General features: G+C 59.1%; 16 protein-coding genes and 1 riboswitch. Of the genes, 9 read left to right on the top strand and 7 right to left on the bottom strand.

Going from position 1 to position 19,028, the window contains the following annotated elements:
• The first annotated feature begins 132 nt into the window (after window positions 1-132).
• The 5 genes from CBY09_RS21780 (at window position 133) to CBY09_RS21760 (ending at window position 4,795) form a co-directional block, all read left to right on the top strand.
• Window positions 133-1,146 (top strand): sugar ABC transporter substrate-binding protein, encoded by a 1,014-nt coding sequence (locus CBY09_RS21780; protein WP_056638934.1) that lies wholly within the window; start codon window positions 133-135, stop codon window positions 1,144-1,146.
• A 164-nt stretch (window positions 1,147-1,310) separates the two neighbouring features.
• Window positions 1,311-2,270: an ABC transporter permease gene (locus tag CBY09_RS21775; protein ID WP_094291658.1), complete on the top strand. Its 960-nt coding sequence runs from the start codon at window positions 1,311-1,313 to the stop codon at window positions 2,268-2,270.
• A gap of 2 nt (window positions 2,271-2,272) precedes the next feature.
• Window positions 2,273-3,079 (top strand): ATP-binding cassette domain-containing protein, encoded by an 807-nt coding sequence (locus tag CBY09_RS21770; protein WP_055393072.1) that lies wholly within the window; start codon window positions 2,273-2,275, stop codon window positions 3,077-3,079.
• Window positions 3,080-3,087: 8 nt separating this feature from the next.
• Window positions 3,088-3,540 (top strand): RbsD/FucU family protein, encoded by a 453-nt coding sequence (locus CBY09_RS21765; RefSeq protein ID WP_094291657.1) that lies wholly within the window; start codon window positions 3,088-3,090, stop codon window positions 3,538-3,540.
• A gap of 13 nt (window positions 3,541-3,553) precedes the next feature.
• Window positions 3,554-4,795 carry an ROK family transcriptional regulator gene (locus CBY09_RS21760; protein WP_094291656.1) on the top strand — a complete coding sequence of 414 codons (1,242 nt, stop codon included), beginning with the start codon at window positions 3,554-3,556 and terminating at the stop codon, window positions 4,793-4,795.
• A gap of 133 nt (window positions 4,796-4,928) precedes the next feature.
• Here the strand turns inward: CBY09_RS21760 and CBY09_RS21755 are convergent, their stop codons facing one another.
• From CBY09_RS21755 to CBY09_RS21725, 7 genes are read right to left on the bottom strand one after another with little or no spacing between them, the layout of a single operon-like run.
• A complete protein-coding gene (locus CBY09_RS21755) occupies window positions 4,929-5,738 on the bottom strand; it encodes an HAD-IIB family hydrolase (RefSeq protein ID WP_094291655.1) in 810 nt (269 codons plus the stop codon).
• A 12-nt stretch (window positions 5,739-5,750) separates the two neighbouring features.
• On the bottom strand, window positions 5,751-6,854 hold the full coding sequence (locus tag CBY09_RS21750) for an acyltransferase family protein (RefSeq protein WP_276208319.1): 1,104 nt from the start codon (window positions 6,852-6,854) through the stop codon (window positions 5,751-5,753).
• Window positions 6,855-6,881: 27 nt separating this feature from the next.
• Window positions 6,882-7,277, bottom strand: coding sequence for a GtrA family protein (locus CBY09_RS24335; protein WP_094291653.1), 396 nt, complete (start codon window positions 7,275-7,277; stop codon window positions 6,882-6,884).
• Window positions 7,274-8,254, bottom strand: a complete 981-nt coding sequence (locus CBY09_RS21740) for a glycosyltransferase family 2 protein (protein WP_094291652.1) — start codon at window positions 8,252-8,254, stop codon at window positions 7,274-7,276. The genes CBY09_RS24335 and CBY09_RS21740 overlap by 4 nt, the downstream gene beginning before the upstream one ends.
• The gene (locus CBY09_RS21735) at window positions 8,251-10,713 is read right to left on the bottom strand and encodes an acyltransferase family protein (protein ID WP_094291651.1); all 2,463 of its coding nucleotides are present in this window, start codon (window positions 10,711-10,713) and stop codon (window positions 8,251-8,253) included. Before CBY09_RS21735 ends, CBY09_RS21740 begins: the two co-directional genes overlap by 4 nt.
• A gap of 15 nt (window positions 10,714-10,728) precedes the next feature.
• Window positions 10,729-12,366 (bottom strand): peptide chain release factor 3, encoded by a 1,638-nt coding sequence (locus CBY09_RS21730; protein WP_094291650.1) that lies wholly within the window; start codon window positions 12,364-12,366, stop codon window positions 10,729-10,731.
• Window positions 12,367-12,418: 52 nt separating this feature from the next.
• Window positions 12,419-14,620, bottom strand: coding sequence for an O-antigen ligase family protein (locus CBY09_RS21725; protein ID WP_094291649.1), 2,202 nt, complete (start codon window positions 14,618-14,620; stop codon window positions 12,419-12,421).
• 230 nt (window positions 14,621-14,850) lie between these two features.
• Window positions 14,851-14,930, top strand: a riboswitch (S-adenosyl-L-homocysteine riboswitch).
• 68 nt (window positions 14,931-14,998) lie between these two features.
• Between CBY09_RS21725 and ahcY the strand changes: the two genes are divergently transcribed.
• The 4 genes from ahcY to CBY09_RS21705 all read left to right on the top strand — a co-directional run bounded on the left by ahcY (window position 14,999) and on the right by CBY09_RS21705 (window position 19,021).
• A complete protein-coding gene (ahcY, locus tag CBY09_RS21720; RefSeq protein ID WP_094291715.1) occupies window positions 14,999-16,435 on the top strand; it encodes an adenosylhomocysteinase in 1,437 nt (478 codons plus the stop codon).
• Window positions 16,436-16,602: 167 nt separating this feature from the next.
• A complete protein-coding gene (locus tag CBY09_RS21715; RefSeq protein ID WP_094291714.1) occupies window positions 16,603-17,601 on the top strand; it encodes a TlyA family RNA methyltransferase in 999 nt (332 codons plus the stop codon).
• Window positions 17,598-18,449 (top strand): methylenetetrahydrofolate reductase [NAD(P)H], encoded by an 852-nt coding sequence (gene metF / locus CBY09_RS21710; RefSeq protein ID WP_094291648.1) that lies wholly within the window; start codon window positions 17,598-17,600, stop codon window positions 18,447-18,449. Before CBY09_RS21715 ends, metF begins: the two co-directional genes overlap by 4 nt.
• On the top strand, window positions 18,449-19,021 hold the full coding sequence (locus tag CBY09_RS21705; RefSeq protein WP_094291647.1) for a septal ring lytic transglycosylase RlpA family protein: 573 nt from the start codon (window positions 18,449-18,451) through the stop codon (window positions 19,019-19,021). The genes metF and CBY09_RS21705 overlap by 1 nt, the downstream gene beginning before the upstream one ends.
• Window positions 19,022-19,028: the final 7 nt, after the last annotated feature.

The following is a 19,028-nucleotide window of genomic DNA, read 5'->3' as shown; positions in this document are numbered from 1 at the left end:
AAATCCACTTGATTTATTAACTTGTCGGCCACTATAGTTCGATCCCATCCACCCGACAAGAGTGGTTCACCTGCCAGCCGCGCAGCACGGGGCCGACAGGAATCTGCCATCCCAACACCTGGAGACAACGCCATGCAACGCACCCCCGCCTTTGCGCTTTCTGCCCTTGCCCTCACCGGCGCCCTGGCCTGTGGCCTGGCCCAGGCGCAAACGTCCGAACCCGTCATCGGCCTCATCACCAAGACCGAGACCAACCCCTTCTTCGTGAAGATGAAAGAGGGCGCCACGGCCGAGGCCAAGAAGCTGGGCGCCAAGCTGGTGTCGGCCGCAGGCAAGACCGACGGCGACAACGCGGGTCAGGTCACGGCCATGGAGAACCTGATCGCTGCCGGTGCCAAGACCATCCTGATCACCCCCAGCGACGCCAAGGCCATCGTGCCCGCCATCAAGAAGGCGCAGGCGCGCGGCGTGATGGTGATCGCACTCGACAGCCCCACCGAGCCCATGGATGCGACGGACGCGCTGTTTGCCACCGACAACTACAAGGCGGGCGAGCTGATCGGCCAGTACGCCAAGGCCGCCGCTGCAGGCAAGAAGCCCGTGATTGCCACGCTGGACCTGTTCCCCGGCCACCCGGTGGGCGCGCAGCGGCACAACGGTTTCCTGAAGGGCTTTGGCCTGCAGGCCAACGATGCCAAGAGCAACGAACTGTCGCGCCCCGCCGAAGTGGTCTGCATGGCCGACAGCTTTGGTGACCGCGCCAAGGGCCAGACCGGCATGGAAAACTGTCTGCAGAAGAACCCCGACATCAACATCGTCTACACCATCAACGAGCCCGCCGCCGCCGGTGCCTACAACGCGCTCAAGGCCGCAGGCAAGGAGAAGAACGTGCTCATCGTCTCGGTGGACGGTGGCTGCGCGGGCATCGCCGACGTGGGCAAGGGCGTGATCGCCGCCACCAGCCAGCAGTACCCGCTGCGCATGGCCGCCATGGGCGTGGCGGCAGGCGTGGAATACGCCAAGACCGGCAAGAAGGTCAGCGGCTACACCGACACCGGCGTGACGCTGATCGCTGCCAAGCCCATGGCGGGCGTGGACAGCAAGGATGTGAAGACCGGCACCGACCTGTGCTGGGGCGCCAAGTAAGAGCCGTTCGAAAAACTCTTCTGGCGTCGTTGCTGCGTCTTGTCGTACTGCCGTACTGCCTGCGACGCAGCGCCTGCCCAGAACCGCTTCGCTGAGTTTTGCGATCGGCTCCCAACGTCAACTGCTTTCTGAGCGCCACCTTTGTCCACCCGCACGGAGCCGCCATGTCCTCGACCGCTTCCAAACTACCGCCGCTGGCCACGCTGGGGCCGTTCATCGCGCTGATCCTGGCGTGCGCGTTCTTTGCCACGCAGAGCGAGCGTTTTCTGTCCGCGCAGAACTTCGCGCTCATCCTGCAGCAGGTCATGGTCGTGGCGGTCATCGCCATTGGCCAGACGCTGGTGATCCTCACCGCGGGCATTGATCTGTCGTGTGGCATGGTGATGGCGCTGGGCGGCATCGTGATGACCAAGATGGCGGCGGACTATGGCCTCTCGGCCCCTGTGGCGATTGCCTGCGGCATGGCGGTGACCATGTTGTTCGGCCTGATCAACGGCCTGCTCGTCACCAAGATCAAGCTGCCGCCCTTCATCGTCACGCTGGGTACGCTCAACATCGCGTTTGCCGCCACGCAGCTGTACTCGGGCGCGCAGACCATCACCGACATCCCTGCGGGCATGACCGCACTGGGCAACACCTTCCAGCTGGGCCAGACCGCCATCGTGTGGGGCGCGGTGCTCATGCTGGTGCTGTACCTCGTCACATGGTTTGCGCTGCGCGAGACCGCACCGGGCCGCCATGTGTACGCCGTGGGCAACAGCCCCGAGGCCACGCGCCTCACCGGCATTGCCACCGACAAGGTGCTGCTGGGCGTGTATGTGCTGGCCGGCCTGTTCTACGGCATTGCGTCGCTGCTGTCGGTGGCGCGCACTGGGGCAGGCGACCCGAACGCGGGCCAGACCGAAAACCTCGACGCCATCAGCGCTGTGGTGCTGGGTGGCACCAGCCTGTTTGGTGGGCGCGGCGTCATCCTGGGCACGCTGGTGGGGGCGCTGATTGTGGGCGTGTTCCGCAACGGGCTCACGCTGATGGGCGTGTCGTCGGTGTACCAGATCCTCGTCACCGGCATCCTCGTGATCCTGGCCGTGGCCACCGACCAACTCTCGCGCAAAGGAGTGCGTTGATCATGACCACCTCCCCACACACAACGAACGCGCCGCTGGTCATGCAGGCCAAAGGCCTGGTCAAGCGCTACGGGCAGGTCACCGCGTTGGATGGCGCCGACTTTGAACTGCGCGCCGGTGAAATCCTGGCCGTGATCGGCGACAACGGCGCGGGCAAGTCGAGCCTCATCAAGGCGCTGTCGGGCGCCACCGTGCCCGACGAAGGTGAGATTCTGCTCGATGGCCAGCGCATCCAGTTCAAGAGCCCTATCGACGCGCGCCGCGCGGGCATCGAGACCGTGTATCAGGACCTGGCCGTGGCTCCGGCCATGACGATTGCTGAAAACCTGTTTCTGGGCCGCGAATTGCGCCGCCCGGGCCTCTTGGGCAGCGCGCTGCGCATGCTCGACAAAAAGAAGATGCTCGAAGAAAGCGTGGCCCGCATGGCCGAACTGAAGGTCGGAATCCGCTCCATGACACAGGCGGTGGAGACACTCTCCGGCGGCCAGCGCCAGTGCGTGGCCGTGGCGCGTGCAGCAGCGTTTGCGCGCCACGTGGTCATCATGGACGAGCCCACCGCCGCCCTCGGCGTGAAGGAGGGCAACATGGTGCTGGAGCTGATCCGCCGCGTGCGCGACAAGGGCCTGCCCGTCATCCTCATCAGCCACAACATGCCCCATGTGTTCGAGATCGCCGACCGCATCCACATCGCCCGCCTGGGCAAGCGCGCCGCCGTCGTAAACCCCAAGAAGATCAGCATGAGCGACACCGTGGCGGTGATGACCGGTGCCATGGCTGCGTCCGACCTGCCCGCCGAGTGCCTTGCCTGAAACGCCCCATGCTGAAGAACATTGATCCCCTGCTGACCCCCGACCTGCTCAAGGTCCTGGCCGAGATGGGCCATGACGACGCCATTGTTTTGGCCGATGCCAACTTCACTGCCATGAGCCTTGGGGCTGGCAAGCCCGTGCTGCGCCTGCCGGGCATTGGCATGGCGCGTGCCGTGCAAGCGGTGGCCAGCGTGCTGCCCCTGGCGCAGGACGTGGCTCACCCCGTGGCCTACATGCAGGTGGGTGGCACCGAGGTGCCGTACCGCTCAGCCCTGCAGCGCGAAACCATGGACGTGCTGGCGCGCGAGGGCGTGGCCAGTGAGCAGGCCGAAGGCGTGGAGCGTTTTGCGTTCTACGAGCGCGTCAAAAAGGCCTACGCCATCGTCGTCACTGGCGAACTGCAGCCCTGGGGCAACTTCCTGCTGCGCAAGGGCGTCATCGGCGACACTCTGAACGCCTGATCGTTTCATCACCATGCTGGACACCGACGCATCTCCACCCGCCGTTGACAACGCTGCCGCCAGCCCCGCGCTGCTGCGCCAGCGCGGCTCCAACCACGTGGGGCTGCGTCAGTTCAACGAACGTGTGGTGCTGCAGGCGCTGCGCACCCACGGCAGTCTGGCCAAGGCCGAGATGGCGCGGGTCACGGGACTCACGGCGCAGACCATTGGCCTCATCACCGCGCGGCTGGACGAAGACCAGCTGCTGCGCCGCGAAGCCCCGGTGCGTGGCCGCGTGGGCCAGCCTTCGGTGCCCATTGGTCTCAACCCCGACGGCGCCTTTGCCATCGGCATCAAGATCGGCCGCCGCAGCGCCGACTGGCTGCTAGTGGACTTCACCGGCCATGTGCGCGAGCGCATCGTGCTCGACTACGCCTTCCCTGACATCGACGTGCTGTTGCCCGCCATCCGCACGCACCTGAACCAGCTGCTCGACGGCCTGGGTCCGCTGCGCTCGCGCGTGGTGGGCGTGGGCGTGGCAGCGCCGTTCCAGCTCGGCGGCTGGCACCGCATGCTGGGGCTGACCGAAGCGCAGTCCGAAGCCTGGAACAACATCGACCTGGCCGAGCAGGTGCAGCAGATGACCGAGCTGCCCGTGAGCTTCGCCAAAGACACCTCCGCCGCCTGCGTGGCCGAGTTGCTGCAGGGGCGCGGGCGCGACATCCCGAGCTTTCTGTACCTGTTCATGGATACCTTTGTGGGCGGCGGGCTGGTTATCAACTCGCACCTGCATCGCGGTCTGCATGGCAACGCCGGCGCCGTGGCCTCGCTGCCGCTGTCACCCGCCCAGCCGGGCCAGGCCCCCGCACAGCTCATCAGCCAGGCCTCGCTGTGGGAGCTGGAGCAGCGCTTTCGCGAACACGGCCTCGACCCCATGGCCGCCTACGACAAACGTGTGCTGCAGGCCCCGTGGCTGGAGCACAGCCGGGGCTGGATTGCGCGCGCTGCGGCGGGCCTGGCGCACTGCATCGTTTCGGCCACGGCGTTCCTGGACCTGGACGCCGTGGTGGTCGATGGCGCCGCTGCCCCCGAGCTGCTGCAGGCACTGTGCGAGAGCGCCCGCCACGCGCTGGCCGACTACAACTGGGAGGGCTTACACCAGCCGCCCCGGCTGGAGCTGGGCACCATGGGCTCGGACGCGCGGGCGCTGGGCGGAGCGCTGCTGCCGCTGCATGCGTGTTTCGCGCCGGATACGGACATCTTTCTCAAGACGTAGTGGCGACCGCGCGGCAGTGAGGGATTGGTTGCTATTAAATGTATAGCTGTCAAGGCATATCCATCGCGCGGAAAGGCCTGGTTTTGTTCAAAAATCTTCGGTGAGACCGAGTGGCAAAAGCCCGCCTGCCACCTTACCGGCCCGCGAGGATCGCCCGCGCCACTTCAGCAAACCCCGCGCCCCGCTCGCCTTGGGTCACATAGCGCGGCAGGTGCGCGAGCTGCGGCACAAACCTCGCGATGTTGGCAACGCCTACGCTGTGGGTGAAGTGCTGGAACATCGCCTGGTCATTGCCCGAGTCGCCCACAAACACCCAGCGATCCAGCTCCTGCGCCAGGTCACGGCCCAGCAGCTCGCGCACGATCCAGTTGGCGCCCTGCCATTTGTTGAAGTCGCCAAAGCAGCCGTGGATGTGGATGCTGCTCACCGTGGTCTGCATGCCTTCGCGCTGCAGCAGGGCCAGAACCTGCTGCACGGTCTCGGGCGTGTGCCGGTCGAACTCGTCGTAGTCAAAGGCCAGGTCGGTCTCGCGCCCGGCGCTGTCGCGGCTCAGGGCCACGCCGGGCACTTCGGCCGCCACCATGGCAGCGATTTCGCGCATCCGTGCCTGGTTGGCGCTGCGTAGGGCGGTGTCTTGCTGGTAGCGCTTGACCAGCGTTGGTTGCAAGCCAGGGCCCCGGGTAAACGCCACAGCGCCGTTCTCGGCCACCATGGCATCCACCGGCCAGGTCGAACCGGCAGGCCCGGCCATGAAAGGTTCACACCAGCCAATCGGCCGCCCCGTGATGGGAATCACCACCAGGCCCGCTGCCTTCAGGTCGGCCAGCGCCTGCAGTGCGTCGGGCGTGATCGCGCCCTCGGTGGTCAGGGTGTCGTCGATGTCTGTGAATACTCCCGCAATAGTGGAGCGGGCGGCCGAGTTCCAGTGAGGCAAAGGCAACATGTCGCAGATACATTAAGACCTGGTCCGATGATCAGCTCGCAGCAGGGGCCTTTCGATGCAGCGGAACCACAGCATGCTTATAGCAACGATTGCGACGGGAAGACCGAGCAGGAAGAACAGCAATGACTGCGGTTCAGAAATACCAAGGGACGTGAGCATTCGACCGCTGGCGTCGAGCAAGAAGGTGTGAAGCAGATACAAACTGTAGGAAGCATCGCCCACCGCGACTAGCCAGGTGGGCGGTGAAAACCTGGTTTGCTCAAGGCACAAGGCAATGACTAGAGTGGCAACGCCCACCACCCCGAAGCTCGCCGCACGCATGATTTCGACACGATCAAAAAACGGCGACAAGGAACCTACCCCGAAGCCCAATAAGATCAGCAGGATGCACAGCGGGATGGTGGTCTTGTGTGTTCGAAAGATTAAAGCTCGTCTGTCATAGGCGTGGGCCACCAGTGCTCCTGCAAGGAACTCCAGTCCCAGTCCAGTCAGTCCATACCGTAGCGGCTGGTAGCCTTCAAAAACAGTCTGCGGGTCTATGGTGAGCCATGCGATGCCCCAGGCCGCAAGGACCAGCATTGCCAATACAATGACCTTGATCTGGTGTCGCAGCGGAAGGATTGCGATGGAAATAATCCATAGGTAGAAGTAGATTTCCATCGTCAGCGACCAAGCTGGAGGTAACCAGTTGTCCCAGATGTTGGGGTACAGCAGCAGCGTGCTGAAGATCATCTTCTTTAGTGGTGGCAGGCTTTCCTCGTATACCCACACCGTTGTTAGTGCAATGAGCAGCAGGATGGGCCAATAACCCATGTAGATGCGTCGGAGTCGCTTCAAAGCAAAAGGTTTGATACCTTTCTTTGGAATAGTGTGAAGGGCCGAACGGTAGACAACGAAGCCGCTAAGAGTGAAAAATATGTCAACCCCTGAAAATCCCCAGCGGGTAAATGTGCTCGTCGTCGACAACATCGGCACCAGGTTCCAGTGGGGGTGCATGTGGAAAAAGAGCACCATGAGCGCCGCCATGCCACGCAGCGCCTGAATCCATACCAAATCTGCCTGCGCGGGGCAAGTCGCTAGGGTTGTACTATCTGTGGGGCCTAATATGCTTTGCACGATAGTCCAGAAGTGGTGGATGAAAATTCATCCTTTGTGACGAAAGAGCCATTTACTGGCCCCCATAAAGTTGACGACCATTCCAAGTAGACTGCCTATGCATACGTATGCACTAAGCCATAAAGGTGCCTGACTGAAGCGTGAAGCCAAGAAGGAATATGTGGCAAGGTTTACCAGCCCACCGCTGAGCATAAGACCTATGTAGCGCAAATACTCGCTAAAAATATGTATACCCGCAGCGCGATCCGCGAATGTAAAGCTTCGGTTTAATATCCATGTAGCCGTCGCCGCTCCAAAAAAAGACACTACGCGGGCAGCATAAATTCCAATCGGCTCCCGCAATATCGCGAGTAGGGTTACATCCACGGCGAGACCAATCACTCCCACCAGTCCAAACCTCAATAGTTCCTGGGCTTGTGTCATGAGGAGGGGGTTGCCTTGCCGCCGTCTCTGATGCTCAAATAGACGAAACGCTTGAGCTCGCGTCGCATCTGGGTGATACCTTGAAGGATCAATCCACTCACGCCCGACACCACGCCGCAGAGCATCAGTCCAGTCACAAGTCCCAGAGTGGGAAAGCGCCGCACAAGACCGGTTTGTTCGAATTCCAGAATGATGGGGGCAGCGAGTGCAACAGAAGCCACCACGAGAACTGCCCCCAAGCAACCGAAGAACTGAAGCGGTTTCTCGCTCAACACGAGGCGTCCTATGGTTTTCAATATGCGCCAACCGTCCCGATAAGTGGAGAGTTTGCTGGTTGAGCCTTCAGGGCGAGCTCCATAGGGCGTATCGATTTCCGCACACGGCATCCGTAACTCGAGAGCGTGCACGTTCAATTCAGTCTCGATCTCGAAGCCGTGCGATTGAGCCGGGAATGATTTCACATAGCGGCGCGAGAAAACACGGTAGCCGGACAGCATATCCCGGAAACTGCCTCCGAAGATTCGTTGTACGCAACCTGTCAATAGCTTGTTGCCTAGTCTATGGCCCGGGCGATAGGTGAGCCCCCTAACTCCTTGGCCGGACTCTACTCGGGCACCGACGACCATGTCTAGTCGTTGATCAATCAGTGTATCAATGAGCGAGCGAGCTGATAGTGCATGGTATGTGGCATCACCGTCCACCATGACGTAAATGTCGGCCTCAACGTCTGCAAACATGCGTCGCACCACGTTTCCTTTGCCGCGTAGCGGTACGTTGACAACAGCAGCACCATGTTCTGCGGCGACTTTGGCTGTTTCATCCGTGGAGTTGTTATCAAACACATACAGCTTGGCTCGTGGTAAAGCGGCCTTGAAGTCGTCTAAAACAATTCCGATAGCAAGTGCCTCGTTAAAGCATGGAATTATGACTGCGACACCTAGCTCAGATCCAGGCGTATTTTTCTCGTGTCCATTCATGAATGGTTCATCAAAGCGGGGAGGGTTGTCTCGCCAGTTTTTTTGGCAGGTAAAAAATGGCGAGAATATAAAACTGGCAATAAAACCAGTGGGGCAGAAAAAAATGGAAGTAAATATCTATATTCGCCTGCGATTGAAAAGAGAAAAACGGCTATCAGATGCAATGCTAGGACGCTGCAAATGAGGAATCCACCATAATCTCTCCGTTGCCAAGTGCGCATGCCGCCAGTAGCTACTAAAAATAAGCCCAGCCATGGAGTCCATAGAATAAATCGATAATCGAGTGAAAAATCGAGCCATTTGGATGCTGTGCGATGAATGGCGCCATTTCGAAAACGTGGTTGCGATTGGGATTTTGTTTTGTGTAAAATTATCTCGGCACTTGCAAGTCCCGGAATCCCGCCATTGGCAAAGGCTGAGTATAAAAAAATATTAACGCGGCTTGCCATGAATGCTGGAAGATTGTGCCAGAGATTGTAGGTGAAGAAATCGCGGACAATTGTCTTTTTTGCCTGCGATGGCAGATTTGTTAATTTTGGACCGTCGTGAAAATATACGAGTGGATCCCAGTAGTAGTGATCGTAGTACTGGCTGATGCGCTCTATGCTTTCGCCCTCGGAAGTCAATGCGTTAATGGTTTGAGAGGTTACTCGGGGCTCATCGCGTTCCCATAGGCCCATCGGGCGATGCTCGAGAAAGCCCACTGTTTCGTAGAGGGCTAATGGAAACATGGCTCCGTGAGATTCCCTTTGAAAATAGGTGCTCGCAAAGATGGCCGTGGCACACCATGGCAGGAAGACCGCAGCTAGCTTCCAGCGATTTGGCGTTGACGAAACCACTGCCAATGCCGTTATGGCTACTATATTAATTATTCCGTTCGGACGTGCAAAAAATGCGAAAGGAATTGTCAAAAAGAGCATCCAGAGGGCACTGTGATCAATTTTCTTGGTCTTGTAGCAGCGCCAGACTTCGAATAGCATCCCAGTTGACGCGATTGCGTATACCCCATCTCCATATAGGCTACTTGAGTAATAAACGACACTAGGCGCGAAGGCGACAAAAAACAAGCAATAGAGGAAGCTCTTATACATTTCATGGCTCAGCATCCAGCCAAGAACCCGTGCGCAAACGATTGCGCACAGAGCCATTTGGAACATAATCGGGACTTCTGTCAACCCCCAGGTGCCATATAGTATTAAATTGTACGCATACCAGAAAGGCGGTTTTCCTGAAGAAAAACTACGATCTGTATCTACCTCTAACATAATCGCGAGACTGTCCTGCCCAAGAACGCCTGGCCAGCATGCAATCATCCAAATTGTGTATGCAAAGCTTAAAATTATCAGTAAGTAGAGAAACCTCTGGAGGTTGGTTAATTGTTGATTTTTTGTTTTGAGAAAATTGAAGGTAAGCGGGAACGATAGGGCTTTATTCTTTGTGGTGGGCTTGAATTTTAAGAATTGTTTCTCAAGCCCGTGCCAACTAATGTATGCAAGAAGGGTGGTCGTAAAAAAGGCAAGGAGCAAAGTCCCTTCAAATCCCCATGAAGGAAAAAGCTGAAGTATTATTGTTTGTTGGATTGGAAAAGCGAAAAGATACATCCCGTAAGAAGGGTCGCCCCATTGCCCAGCTTTGCGGATAAAAGGGGTTGATCGAGTTCCAAAATATATAATAAAAAATGGCAGGCCGATCAAAAGTGCGGTGTGGCGCAAGTCAATTGCCCATGTGATAGCAGTCGCAATAGCTATCACCCCAGCCCATAAGCCCGGACGGCGGCTCCAGTTTGTTTCTAATGTATGTAATGCAGTGCCAGCAAGGAAGAAGGCGCTTAATTCTCGGCCGTAATGAACGACACCTGTTAGATCAGCATTGTTTCTTGCAAGGAACCAGGAAAAATAAATAAAAATGCAGGTTAATAATATCAGTCGATGTTTGAGTAGGCCGATCAAGCCTGCCAAGGCTAAAATGATGTAGCAACGAACTTCAATTGGAATGGTCCACAGTGAGCCGTTTACCCCTCTGGGGTAGAGGTTTTTCTCAAAGACACCAGGCAAAACAAAGTGGATTTTCATCCACAGTCCCTGAAGGTAGTTGGCAGTGGCCCGATGAGTTAAGTAGTCTTTGAGTGGGAGCTCTGTTACCAGGGCGCCAAGGCCATACGCCGTTAGCAACAACGCTGCCGTCAATGCTGGCCAGATACGCAAGAAGCGTCGTAGCACAAAGCGATGGAAATTTGGATCACGTTGCCAGCTGGCGGCGACCAAGTAGCCGCTGATAATGAAAAATACCGCGACGGCCATGCCCCCATAGCTATGGATTCCAAAGAAACTTGGCTCCATCTGTCCCGTCAGGGCGTAGTGGTGACTGATAAGCACCACGGAAGCCGCAACGATACGAATCGCGTCAAAGTTGTTGCCAGCGAATGAAGATCCCCTTGCGGGTGTTTGTGTTGCACTCATTTCTATTTCAGTGCATCAAGCATTGGCCTGCAGCGCCAACCCGGCATGCTCCCGCAGCGGGTGGAAGTGGATCTTGGGAAACCGCTCTTGCGCCAGTCGCACGTCGTAGGGGCTGGTGCACAGGTAGGCCAACGTATCCGCCGCATCGTGCGCCAGCCGCAGCGGGTACGCGTCTGTGAAAGCGCGCAGGTCGGCAGCGTTGTCGGCCGTGATCCAGCGGGCGCCGGTGTACTGGCAGCCTTCCAGCCGCACGTCGGCGTCGTACTCGGCCTTCAGGCGGTGTTGCACCACTTCAAACTGCAGCTGGCCCACGGCGCCCAGCAGCATGTTGCCGCCAGCGTCGGGCTTGAAGACCTGGATCGCGCCTTCCTCGCCCAGCTGGGCCAGGCCCTGCTGCAGCTGCTTGGTGCGCAGCGGGTTCTTGAGCACCACGGTCATGAACATTTCGGGCGCGAAGAACGGCAGGCCGGTGAACTGCAGGTTGGCACCATCGGTGATGGTGTCGCCCAACTGCACGCCGCCGTGGGTGGTGAAGCCGATGATGTCGCCCGCGTAGGCCTCTTCCACGGCCTCGCGGCGCTGCGACATGAAGGTCACGACCGACGTGGGGCGCAGCTCCTTGCCGGTGCGTTGCACCTTGAGCTTCATGCCCGGTGTGTACTTGCCCGAGGCCACACGCACGAAGGCGATGCGGTCGCGGTGGTTGGCGTCCATGTTGGCCTGCACCTTGAACACCACGCCCGAGAAGCCTTCGTCTTCGGGCTGGATGGTCTTGACCACGGGCTGCTTGTTGACTTCGAGCGTACTCACGCGCGGGCCAGGGGGCGGGGCCATGTCCACGAGGGCGTCCAGCACTTCCATCACCCCGAAGTTGTTCACGCCGGAGCCGAAGAACACGGGGGTGAGCTTGCCGGCCAGGAAGGCCTCATGGTCCCAGGCGGGGGATGCGCCGGTGGCCAGCTCCATGCTGTCCATGGCGGCGTCGAACTCGGCGCCGAAGCGCGCACGCAGTGTGTCCACGTCGGTGAGCGGGATGGATTCAAAGTCCTGCGGGCGGCGTTCGCTGCCGGACTCGAACACGGTCATCGTCTTGGTGCGCAGGTTGATGATGCCGCCAAAGCTCTTGCCCTGGCCCACGGGCCAGGTCATGGGGCAGCAGGGCATGCCCAGCTCGCGCTCCACCTCGTCCATGATGTCCAGCGGGTCGCGCACCTCGCGGTCCATCTTGTTGACGAAGGTGATGATGGGCGTGTCGCGCTGGCGGCAGACCTCGATCAGGCGGCGGGTTTGTGCTTCCACGCCGTTGGCCGCGTCAATCACCATCAGGGCCGAATCGACGGCGGTGAGCACGCGGTAGGTGTCTTCCGAGAAGTCCTTGTGGCCGGGCGTGTCGAGCAGGTTGATCACATGCTCGCGGTACAGCATCTGCATCACCGAGCTGGCCACGGAAATGCCGCGCTGCTTTTCGATTTCCATCCAGTCGGACGTGGCGTGGCGGCTGGCCTTGCGGCCCTTGACGGCACCAGCGATCTGGATCGCGCCCGAGAACAGCAGCAGCTTTTCCGTCAGCGTCGTTTTACCGGCGTCGGGGTGGGAAATGATGGCAAAGGTGCGGCGGCGCCGGGTTTCTTGAACTAATGACGTTGTTAACAATTTGATTATCTACGCAATTGATAAGTCGGGGATTTTGGGTGAAGACAGCTAATTACCTCGCTTGTTTTTTTACTTCACTTTGATAGATGACAGGGATTCGTTGAAGAATCTGAATTTTCTCTTGAGGTTTCGCCGCTTCTATTGCGGATATAAATGCCTCCATTGCCTCTGTCACGATTTTGCTTGGATTTGATTCTGCCAATAGAACGCCCTTTAAATAGAGGCTGCTTGCCCTCAAATCGTGCCAAAGTCGACTTCTTAGGTTTAGTGTCTCTATTGCGGTATTTAAATCTTTGGTGCGAATCGCTGTCCTGATGGTGGTTTCGAAGACGTATCGCATCTTTGCATCTGTGTCAATTCTTTTCGGATTTCTTGCCAGATTGATTCCGATTTTGATAATTTCGTCGGTGTTGTTTGTGGTTGAGGCTAGAAAAAATTTTGCAAATAAAAGGCAGTTGGAGTCTTGATGGGATGCCTCAATATCCGAAATTTCTCTTTTGGCCGATGCTATGTCATTGATTTCTGCATAGGCTATGGCGAGATTGCAACGTATGGCAGGTGCGTTGGGTCGTAGTTCCTTCAATAGTCGACTCAACCAGATGAAACTCTCGTGATCCCTGAGGATGCCAATGTCATTTGCCACCGTGCTTAAAAAAAGCCCCTGGTCGGGATAAATCGATAGCCCGGTCTTGATGTCTTTGATTGCCTCAATCTGTTTCTGGGCGGGGAATTGTAATCCATTTGCCTTTTGCTTGGCCATAATGGAGATGGATTGCATGCCCTTGTTGAAATAGTAATCGGCTCGCAGTGCTTGGAATGCCAAGATCGCTGTTGCCGCGGTGGCGACAGTGGCGGCTGCGATTGGAATCAGTTTTGCGGCAGAACTGTCGGGCGTCCAGCTATTTTTTTGAATAGAATTGTGGCTGCTGGTAGGCAGCAAGAGAGTTACAAGAATCGCCAATAGATAAGTGGTGGCAGCGCCATGCAGCGGAAGACCGGCAAGGCTTGTGATGGCTAAAATGCCTATGGATACGATTACTAGCAGCTTTTGAAAATCATCGGTCGTCGATTCGGGGTGACTGACTGCCAGTCTTCTGCCTGAGCGCCATGTTTCTCTTGTGATCAGCCATAGCAATGCCGCAAGTGCAGTCCACCCTAAAATTCCAAATTCTGATACGAGCTGTAGGGGTTCGTTGTGTGCAAGCCAAATATGCTCCACATCTGCTGCATATTCTTTTGGGATGTAGATTGGAAGATTGTAATTCCATGCCCCAGCGCCGACGCCACGCAAAGGGTTTTCCTCGATCATGCGCAAACTGGCTTTCCATCCCACCACTCGAACATCAAACGATGATTGACTTTCATAAGTCTCTGTCTTGGAAAGTGATTTTAGCCTGATGCCCATTTTTTCAATCGGAGTTCGGCCATTATTTTCGGTAAGGACGCCTTCGTTCAATGATGGAATCCATCCTAAGATACCGATGGTTGCGATCGTTGTTATTATTCCGGTGGCTAAGATTATTTTGGGTGTCGCTGATTGATTTTTTTTGTAATATAAAATGGTCAGAATCATCAGAATGGGTAAACTTGCGCTCGCACCCAGGAGAGCGGCTCGTGCTCCTGTGGACATAAGGGATAATGCGATTATTCCTGTGGAGATTCCATGGATAATAATGGCGCGATAGGATTTTGCTCTCAATAGTACCCAGTAAGAAAACGGGATGCCCATGGCAACGAATTCTGCAAAAAAATTTCGATTGCCGAAGGTAGAACCTGGTATTGCGGCGGTGGGAAACCATTCAAGACCTACCCAGAACTGGAGTAATGCTATTATTCCAAGGGCTAGAGAGCACCAATGCAGTGTGCTCGCAATTGCACCAAAATCAGATTGGCGCAAGCTGTTATAGCCCACGATCAGTGCGAGGGAGAATAAAAACCATCTTCCGGCCTCAATAAGGGCCGTGTGTGCTGGGCTCCATGTGGTGCTGACAATGGCAAAAATGGCAAGGGCTAGGGGCGCAAAAAATAAATGATTCCAATTGATTGTTGGATTTTTTCTTGACGTCCAGAGCCAAGTCAAAAGTGATATTTGTACAATTAAGGCTGCGGCGACAGACTTGATTGTGTCTGCGAAAAATAATTGCTGAGGTGTTGCTATCAATGCAACAAATCCTGTGCCAAAAATCAAAATTTTCGAGCTAAATGATGATTCGGGTGGCTCCCAGGTATGGCAATTCTCGGTGGTAGTCGACATGGCAGAGGGCTGTTTACTTCGTTTGTAGATGGCTGGTTGCTATCGCGGCTGGTAATAGTGCACCCAAGAGTTCGTGGCAGCCGATGCGGCAGAATCCGTAGATGCTATCGCATTGGAGTTCCGATGAAAGGTCGTTGTGCCGACGGTGTGCGTTGCTAATTTCGCGTCGTTTTGATGCCGGAGGTGTTGTTGCCTTCCGCTGCGAAAGGACTCTTCTCGCTACAATTGTCGTATCCGAGGAGCGTTGCAGCGCCCCCAGCACAGGCGGGGCGTGAGGCTCGGAGTCACCCAGCAACGACGCTCATCCACTTCTCGTGTGGTGAGCCTTGTCACTCCCCCGACCAGTGGTTTTTCAAACATGCTTTGGAGCACACCACCATGAACGCACGCGTCAACGCCCCGGTCAACACCGACTGCATCATTGCTGACATCGGCCTGGCCGATTGGGGCCGCAAAGAGATCCGCATCGCCGAAACGGAGATGCCCGGCCTGATGGCCATCCGCGAGGAGTTCGCGGCCAAGCAGTCGCTCAAGGGCGCCCGCATCACCGGCAGCCTGCACATGACGATCCAGACCGCCGTGCTGATCGAGACGCTGCAAGCCCTGGGCGCCGACGTGCGCTGGGCCTCGTGCAACATCTTCTCCACGCAGGACCATGCCGCCGCCGCTATCGCTGCCACCGGCACGCCCGTGTTTGCCGTCAAGGGCGAGACCCTGGCCGAATACTGGGACTACACCCACCGCATTTTTGACTTTGGCCCCAAGGGCACCGCAGGCGAAGGCCCCAACCTGATCCTGGACGACGGCGGCGATGCCACGCTGCTGATGCACCTGGGCAAGAAGGCCGAGAAGGACGCGTCCGTGCTGGCCAACCCCGGCAGCGAAGAAGAGCGCATCCTGTTCGCCGCCATCAAGGCCAAGCTGGCCGAAGACAGCACCTGGTACAGCCGCAAGAGCGCCGAGATCATCGGCGTGACCGAAGAGACCACCACCGGCGTGCACCGCCTCAAAGAAATGTCGGCCAAGGGCACGCTGATGTTCCGCGCGATCAACGTGAACGACTCGGTGACCAAGTCCAAGTTCGACAACCTGTACGGCTGCCGCGAGTCGCTGGTGGACGGCATCAAGCGTGCCACTGACGTGATGATCGCCGGCAAGGTGGCCGTGGTGGCCGGCTACGGCGACGTGGGCAAGGGCAGTGCCCAGGCCTTGCGCGCCCTGAGCGCCCAGGTGTGGGTGACCGAGATCGACCCCATCAACGCGCTGCAGGCCGCGATGGAAGGCTTCAAGGTTGTGACCATGGAATGGGCGGCCGACAAGGCCGACATCTTCGTGACCACCACCGGCAACCGCGACGTGATCACCTATGAGCACATGGCTGCGATGAAGGACCAGTCCATCGTCTGCAACATCGGCCACTTCGACAACGAGATCCAGGTCGCCAAGCTCGAAGAACACTGCCAGTGGGAGGAAATCAAACCCCAGGTGGACCACGTGATCTTCCCGGATGGCAAGCGCATCATCCTGCTGGCCAAGGGCCGTCTGGTGAACCTGGGCTGCGGCACGGGCCACCCCAGCTTCGTGATGTCCAACTCGTTCGCCAACCAGACCATCGCCCAGATCGAGCTGTTCACCCACAGCGACTACTACGAAAACGGCAAGGTCTACGTGCTGCCCAAGCACCTGGACGAGAAGGTGGCGCGCCTGCACCTGAAGAAGGTGGGCGCCATGTTGACCGAGCTGAGCGACGACCAGGCCGCCTACATCGGCGTGCCCAAGCAAGGCCCTTACAAGCCCGATACGTACCGGTATTGATGGGCGGACCAAAGGGGCGCAGCCCCTTTCGGTTTGGTTCTGACGCTTCTGTTATCGCAGCCTCTGCGGTAGTGTGTTGCTGCTCGTTGGTGCTATATAAATGATAGCTTATAGCGCTTGATGGTATTGCGCTAGAGGCTGTTTTTAATCATAAAAGGATGGGCGCCATGCGCGCAGATGTGTTTTTGGTGGAGCGGGGGCATGCCGCCACACGCTCGCAGGCCCAGCGCCTGATTGCGTCGGGTGTCGAATGGCGCCTGTCGCCGCTCGCGCCCTGGCAGAAGGTGGCCAAGAATGGCGACGACATCCCGGCCATTGCCGAGGTGCAGTTGCTCGACAGCGCCGAGGCCAAGTACATCTCGCGCGGCGGGCTCAAGCTGGAAGGCGCGCTCGACGCCCTGGGTCTGAAGGTGCAAGGGCTGCGCTGCCTGGACGTGGGGCAGAGCACCGGCGGCTTCACCGACTGCCTGTTGCAGCGCGGTGCCGCCCAGGTGATTGGCGTGGACGTGGGCCACGACCAACTGCACGAGCGGCTGAGGAACGACCCGCGGGTGGTGTGTGTCGAGGGCGTGAACGCCCGCTCGCTGACGCCCGAGGCGCTGCAGCAGGCCTGCGATCTGGCGCTCTCGGAAGTCATCGAGCTGGAAGAGGACAACGAGACCCAGCCCGAGGCCCCCTACAGCTGGATGCGCAACGGCGGCCAGGTGGACGAGGACTATGACGACAGCGACGATGCCAAGGAAAAGGACATCGAAGCCTTCAAGGCCGAACGCGCCGAGCTGGCCAAGGCGCGCGCACAGGGCACGCTGCCGGTGGAGCGCCGCCGCCGCGCCGACCGGGAAGATGTCGATATCACGCCCGAATTTGGCCTGGTGACGGGCGACCTGTCGTTCATCTCGCTCACACTGGTGCTGCCCGCGCTGGTGCCGCTGCTGGCGCCACAGGGCGACCTGGTCATGCTGGTCAAGCCGCAGTTCGAGCTGCAGCCCGGCCAGGTGGGCAAGGGCGGTATCGTGCGCGACGAGGCTCTGTACGCCGTGGTCGAACAACGCATCCGCGATTGCTGCGCCACCGTGGGCCTGGCCGTGCTGGCGTGGCTGGACAGCCCCATCCAGGGCGGCGACGGCAACCGTGAATTTTTTATCCATGCTAGGAGGGCTGCATGAATGCTGCCAATGCACAGGGCACCGGTTTCCCTGTGAGTTTTGAGTTCTTTCCGCCCAAGACGCCCGAAGGCGCCGACAAGCTGCGCGTGGCCCGCCAGCAGCTGTATGCGCTGCACCCGGACTTCTGCTCGGTGACCTACGGCGCCGGGGGCTCCACGCAAGAAGGCACCTTTGGCACCGTGCGCGAAATCCTGGCCGAAGGCGTGGGCGCCGCGTCGCACTTCTCCTGCATCGGCGCCACGCGCCAATCAGTGCGCGAGCAACTCGCCACGCTCAAGGCCATGGGCGTCAAGCGCCTGGTGGCGCTGCGCGGCGACCTGCCCAGCGGCTATGGTGCGGGTGGTGAGTTCCAGTACGCGAGCGACCTGGTGGCCTTCATCCGCGCCGAGACAGGGCGCGACTTCCACATCGAGGTGGCGGCCTACCCCGAGGTGCACCCCCAGGCGCGCTCGCCCGAGGCCGACCTCAAGGCCTATGTGGCCAAGGTACAGGCCGGGGCGGATTCGGCCATCACCCAGTATTTCTACAACAGCGACGCGTACTTCCGTTTTGTCGAAGACACGCAGCGCCTGGGTGCGGATGTGCCGGTGGTGCCGGGCATCATGCCGATTGGCAGCTCCACACAGCTCATGCGCTTTTCCGACGCGTGTGGCGCCGAGATCCCGCGCTGGATCCGTCTGCGCCTGCAGGGGTTTGGCGATGACACGGCCAGCATCAAGGCCTTTGGCCTGGATGTGGTGACCGACCTGTGCGACCAGCTGCGCAGCGCGGGCGTGCCCGCCTTGCACTTCTACACCATGAACCAAAGCGCCGCGACGCTGGAGATCTGTCGCCGCCTGGGGATCTGATGGGTTGGGGTGGCCTGCCGCTGCCCGCCCGCTGTGGGTCCCTGCAGGGGCTTGCCGGGCATGCGGCGTGTGTGGGGTTGTTGTGGGCCCTGGTGACGGCCCCCGCGCTGGCCCAGGGGCTGTCGGCCGAGGCCGATGCGCTGGCCCCCCATCTCCTGACGGTGCCGGGCGAGGCGATGCTGATCGACCCCCCGCCGCCACCGCCGCTCCCGCCCCCCGGGGGAGATGCCTCGTCCCTCGGGCTGGTCACGGCCGACGAGGTGGGGCTGGCCTCGTGGTACGGCGCGCAGTTCCACCGGCGGCGCACAGCCAGCGGGGAGCGCTTTGACATGCGTGCGCTCACGGCGGCGCATCCCACGCTGCCGTTTGGCTCGCGGGTCTGCGTGCGCAGCCAGGCCACGGGGCGCACGGTGGTGGTGCGCATCAACGACCGGGGCCCCCATGTCCGCAACCGGGTGATCGACCTCAGCCGTGGCGCAGCCGAGGCCCTGGGCATGATCGGCCTGGGGCTCAAGCCGGTGGAGCTGTTTGCGCTGGATGAGGATGAAAAGGACTGCCCGGCGGCGCCTTGAGGAGAGC

The sequence above is a fragment of the Acidovorax kalamii genome, assembly GCF_002245625.1.
GTDB lineage: Bacteria > Pseudomonadota > Gammaproteobacteria > Burkholderiales > Burkholderiaceae_C > Acidovorax > Acidovorax kalamii.
This window is presented reverse-complemented; position numbering and strand designations above follow the sequence as displayed.

Coding starts and splice junctions, on each gene's coding strand:
- CBY09_RS21780 (WP_056638934.1), top strand. CDS start 133: ATGCAACGCACCCCCGCCTTTGCGCTTTCTGCCCTTGCCCTCACCGGC.
- CBY09_RS21775 (WP_094291658.1), top strand. CDS start 1,311: ATGTCCTCGACCGCTTCCAAACTACCGCCGCTGGCCACGCTGGGGCCG.
- CBY09_RS21770 (WP_055393072.1), top strand. CDS start 2,273: ATGACCACCTCCCCACACACAACGAACGCGCCGCTGGTCATGCAGGCC.
- CBY09_RS21765 (WP_094291657.1), top strand. CDS start 3,088: ATGCTGAAGAACATTGATCCCCTGCTGACCCCCGACCTGCTCAAGGTC.
- CBY09_RS21760 (WP_094291656.1), top strand. CDS start 3,554: ATGCTGGACACCGACGCATCTCCACCCGCCGTTGACAACGCTGCCGCC.
- CBY09_RS21755 (WP_094291655.1), bottom strand. CDS start 5,738: ATGTTGCCTTTGCCTCACTGGAACTCGGCCGCCCGCTCCACTATTGCG.
- CBY09_RS24335 (WP_094291653.1), bottom strand. CDS start 7,277: ATGACACAAGCCCAGGAACTATTGAGGTTTGGACTGGTGGGAGTGATT.
- CBY09_RS21740 (WP_094291652.1), bottom strand. CDS start 8,254: ATGAATGGACACGAGAAAAATACGCCTGGATCTGAGCTAGGTGTCGCA.
- CBY09_RS21735 (WP_094291651.1), bottom strand. CDS start 10,713: ATGAGTGCAACACAAACACCCGCAAGGGGATCTTCATTCGCTGGCAAC.
- CBY09_RS21725 (WP_094291649.1), bottom strand. CDS start 14,620: ATGTCGACTACCACCGAGAATTGCCATACCTGGGAGCCACCCGAATCA.
- ahcY (WP_094291715.1), top strand. CDS start 14,999: ATGAACGCACGCGTCAACGCCCCGGTCAACACCGACTGCATCATTGCT.
- CBY09_RS21715 (WP_094291714.1), top strand. CDS start 16,603: ATGCGCGCAGATGTGTTTTTGGTGGAGCGGGGGCATGCCGCCACACGC.
- metF (WP_094291648.1), top strand. CDS start 17,598: ATGAATGCTGCCAATGCACAGGGCACCGGTTTCCCTGTGAGTTTTGAG.
- CBY09_RS21705 (WP_094291647.1), top strand. CDS start 18,449: ATGGGTTGGGGTGGCCTGCCGCTGCCCGCCCGCTGTGGGTCCCTGCAG.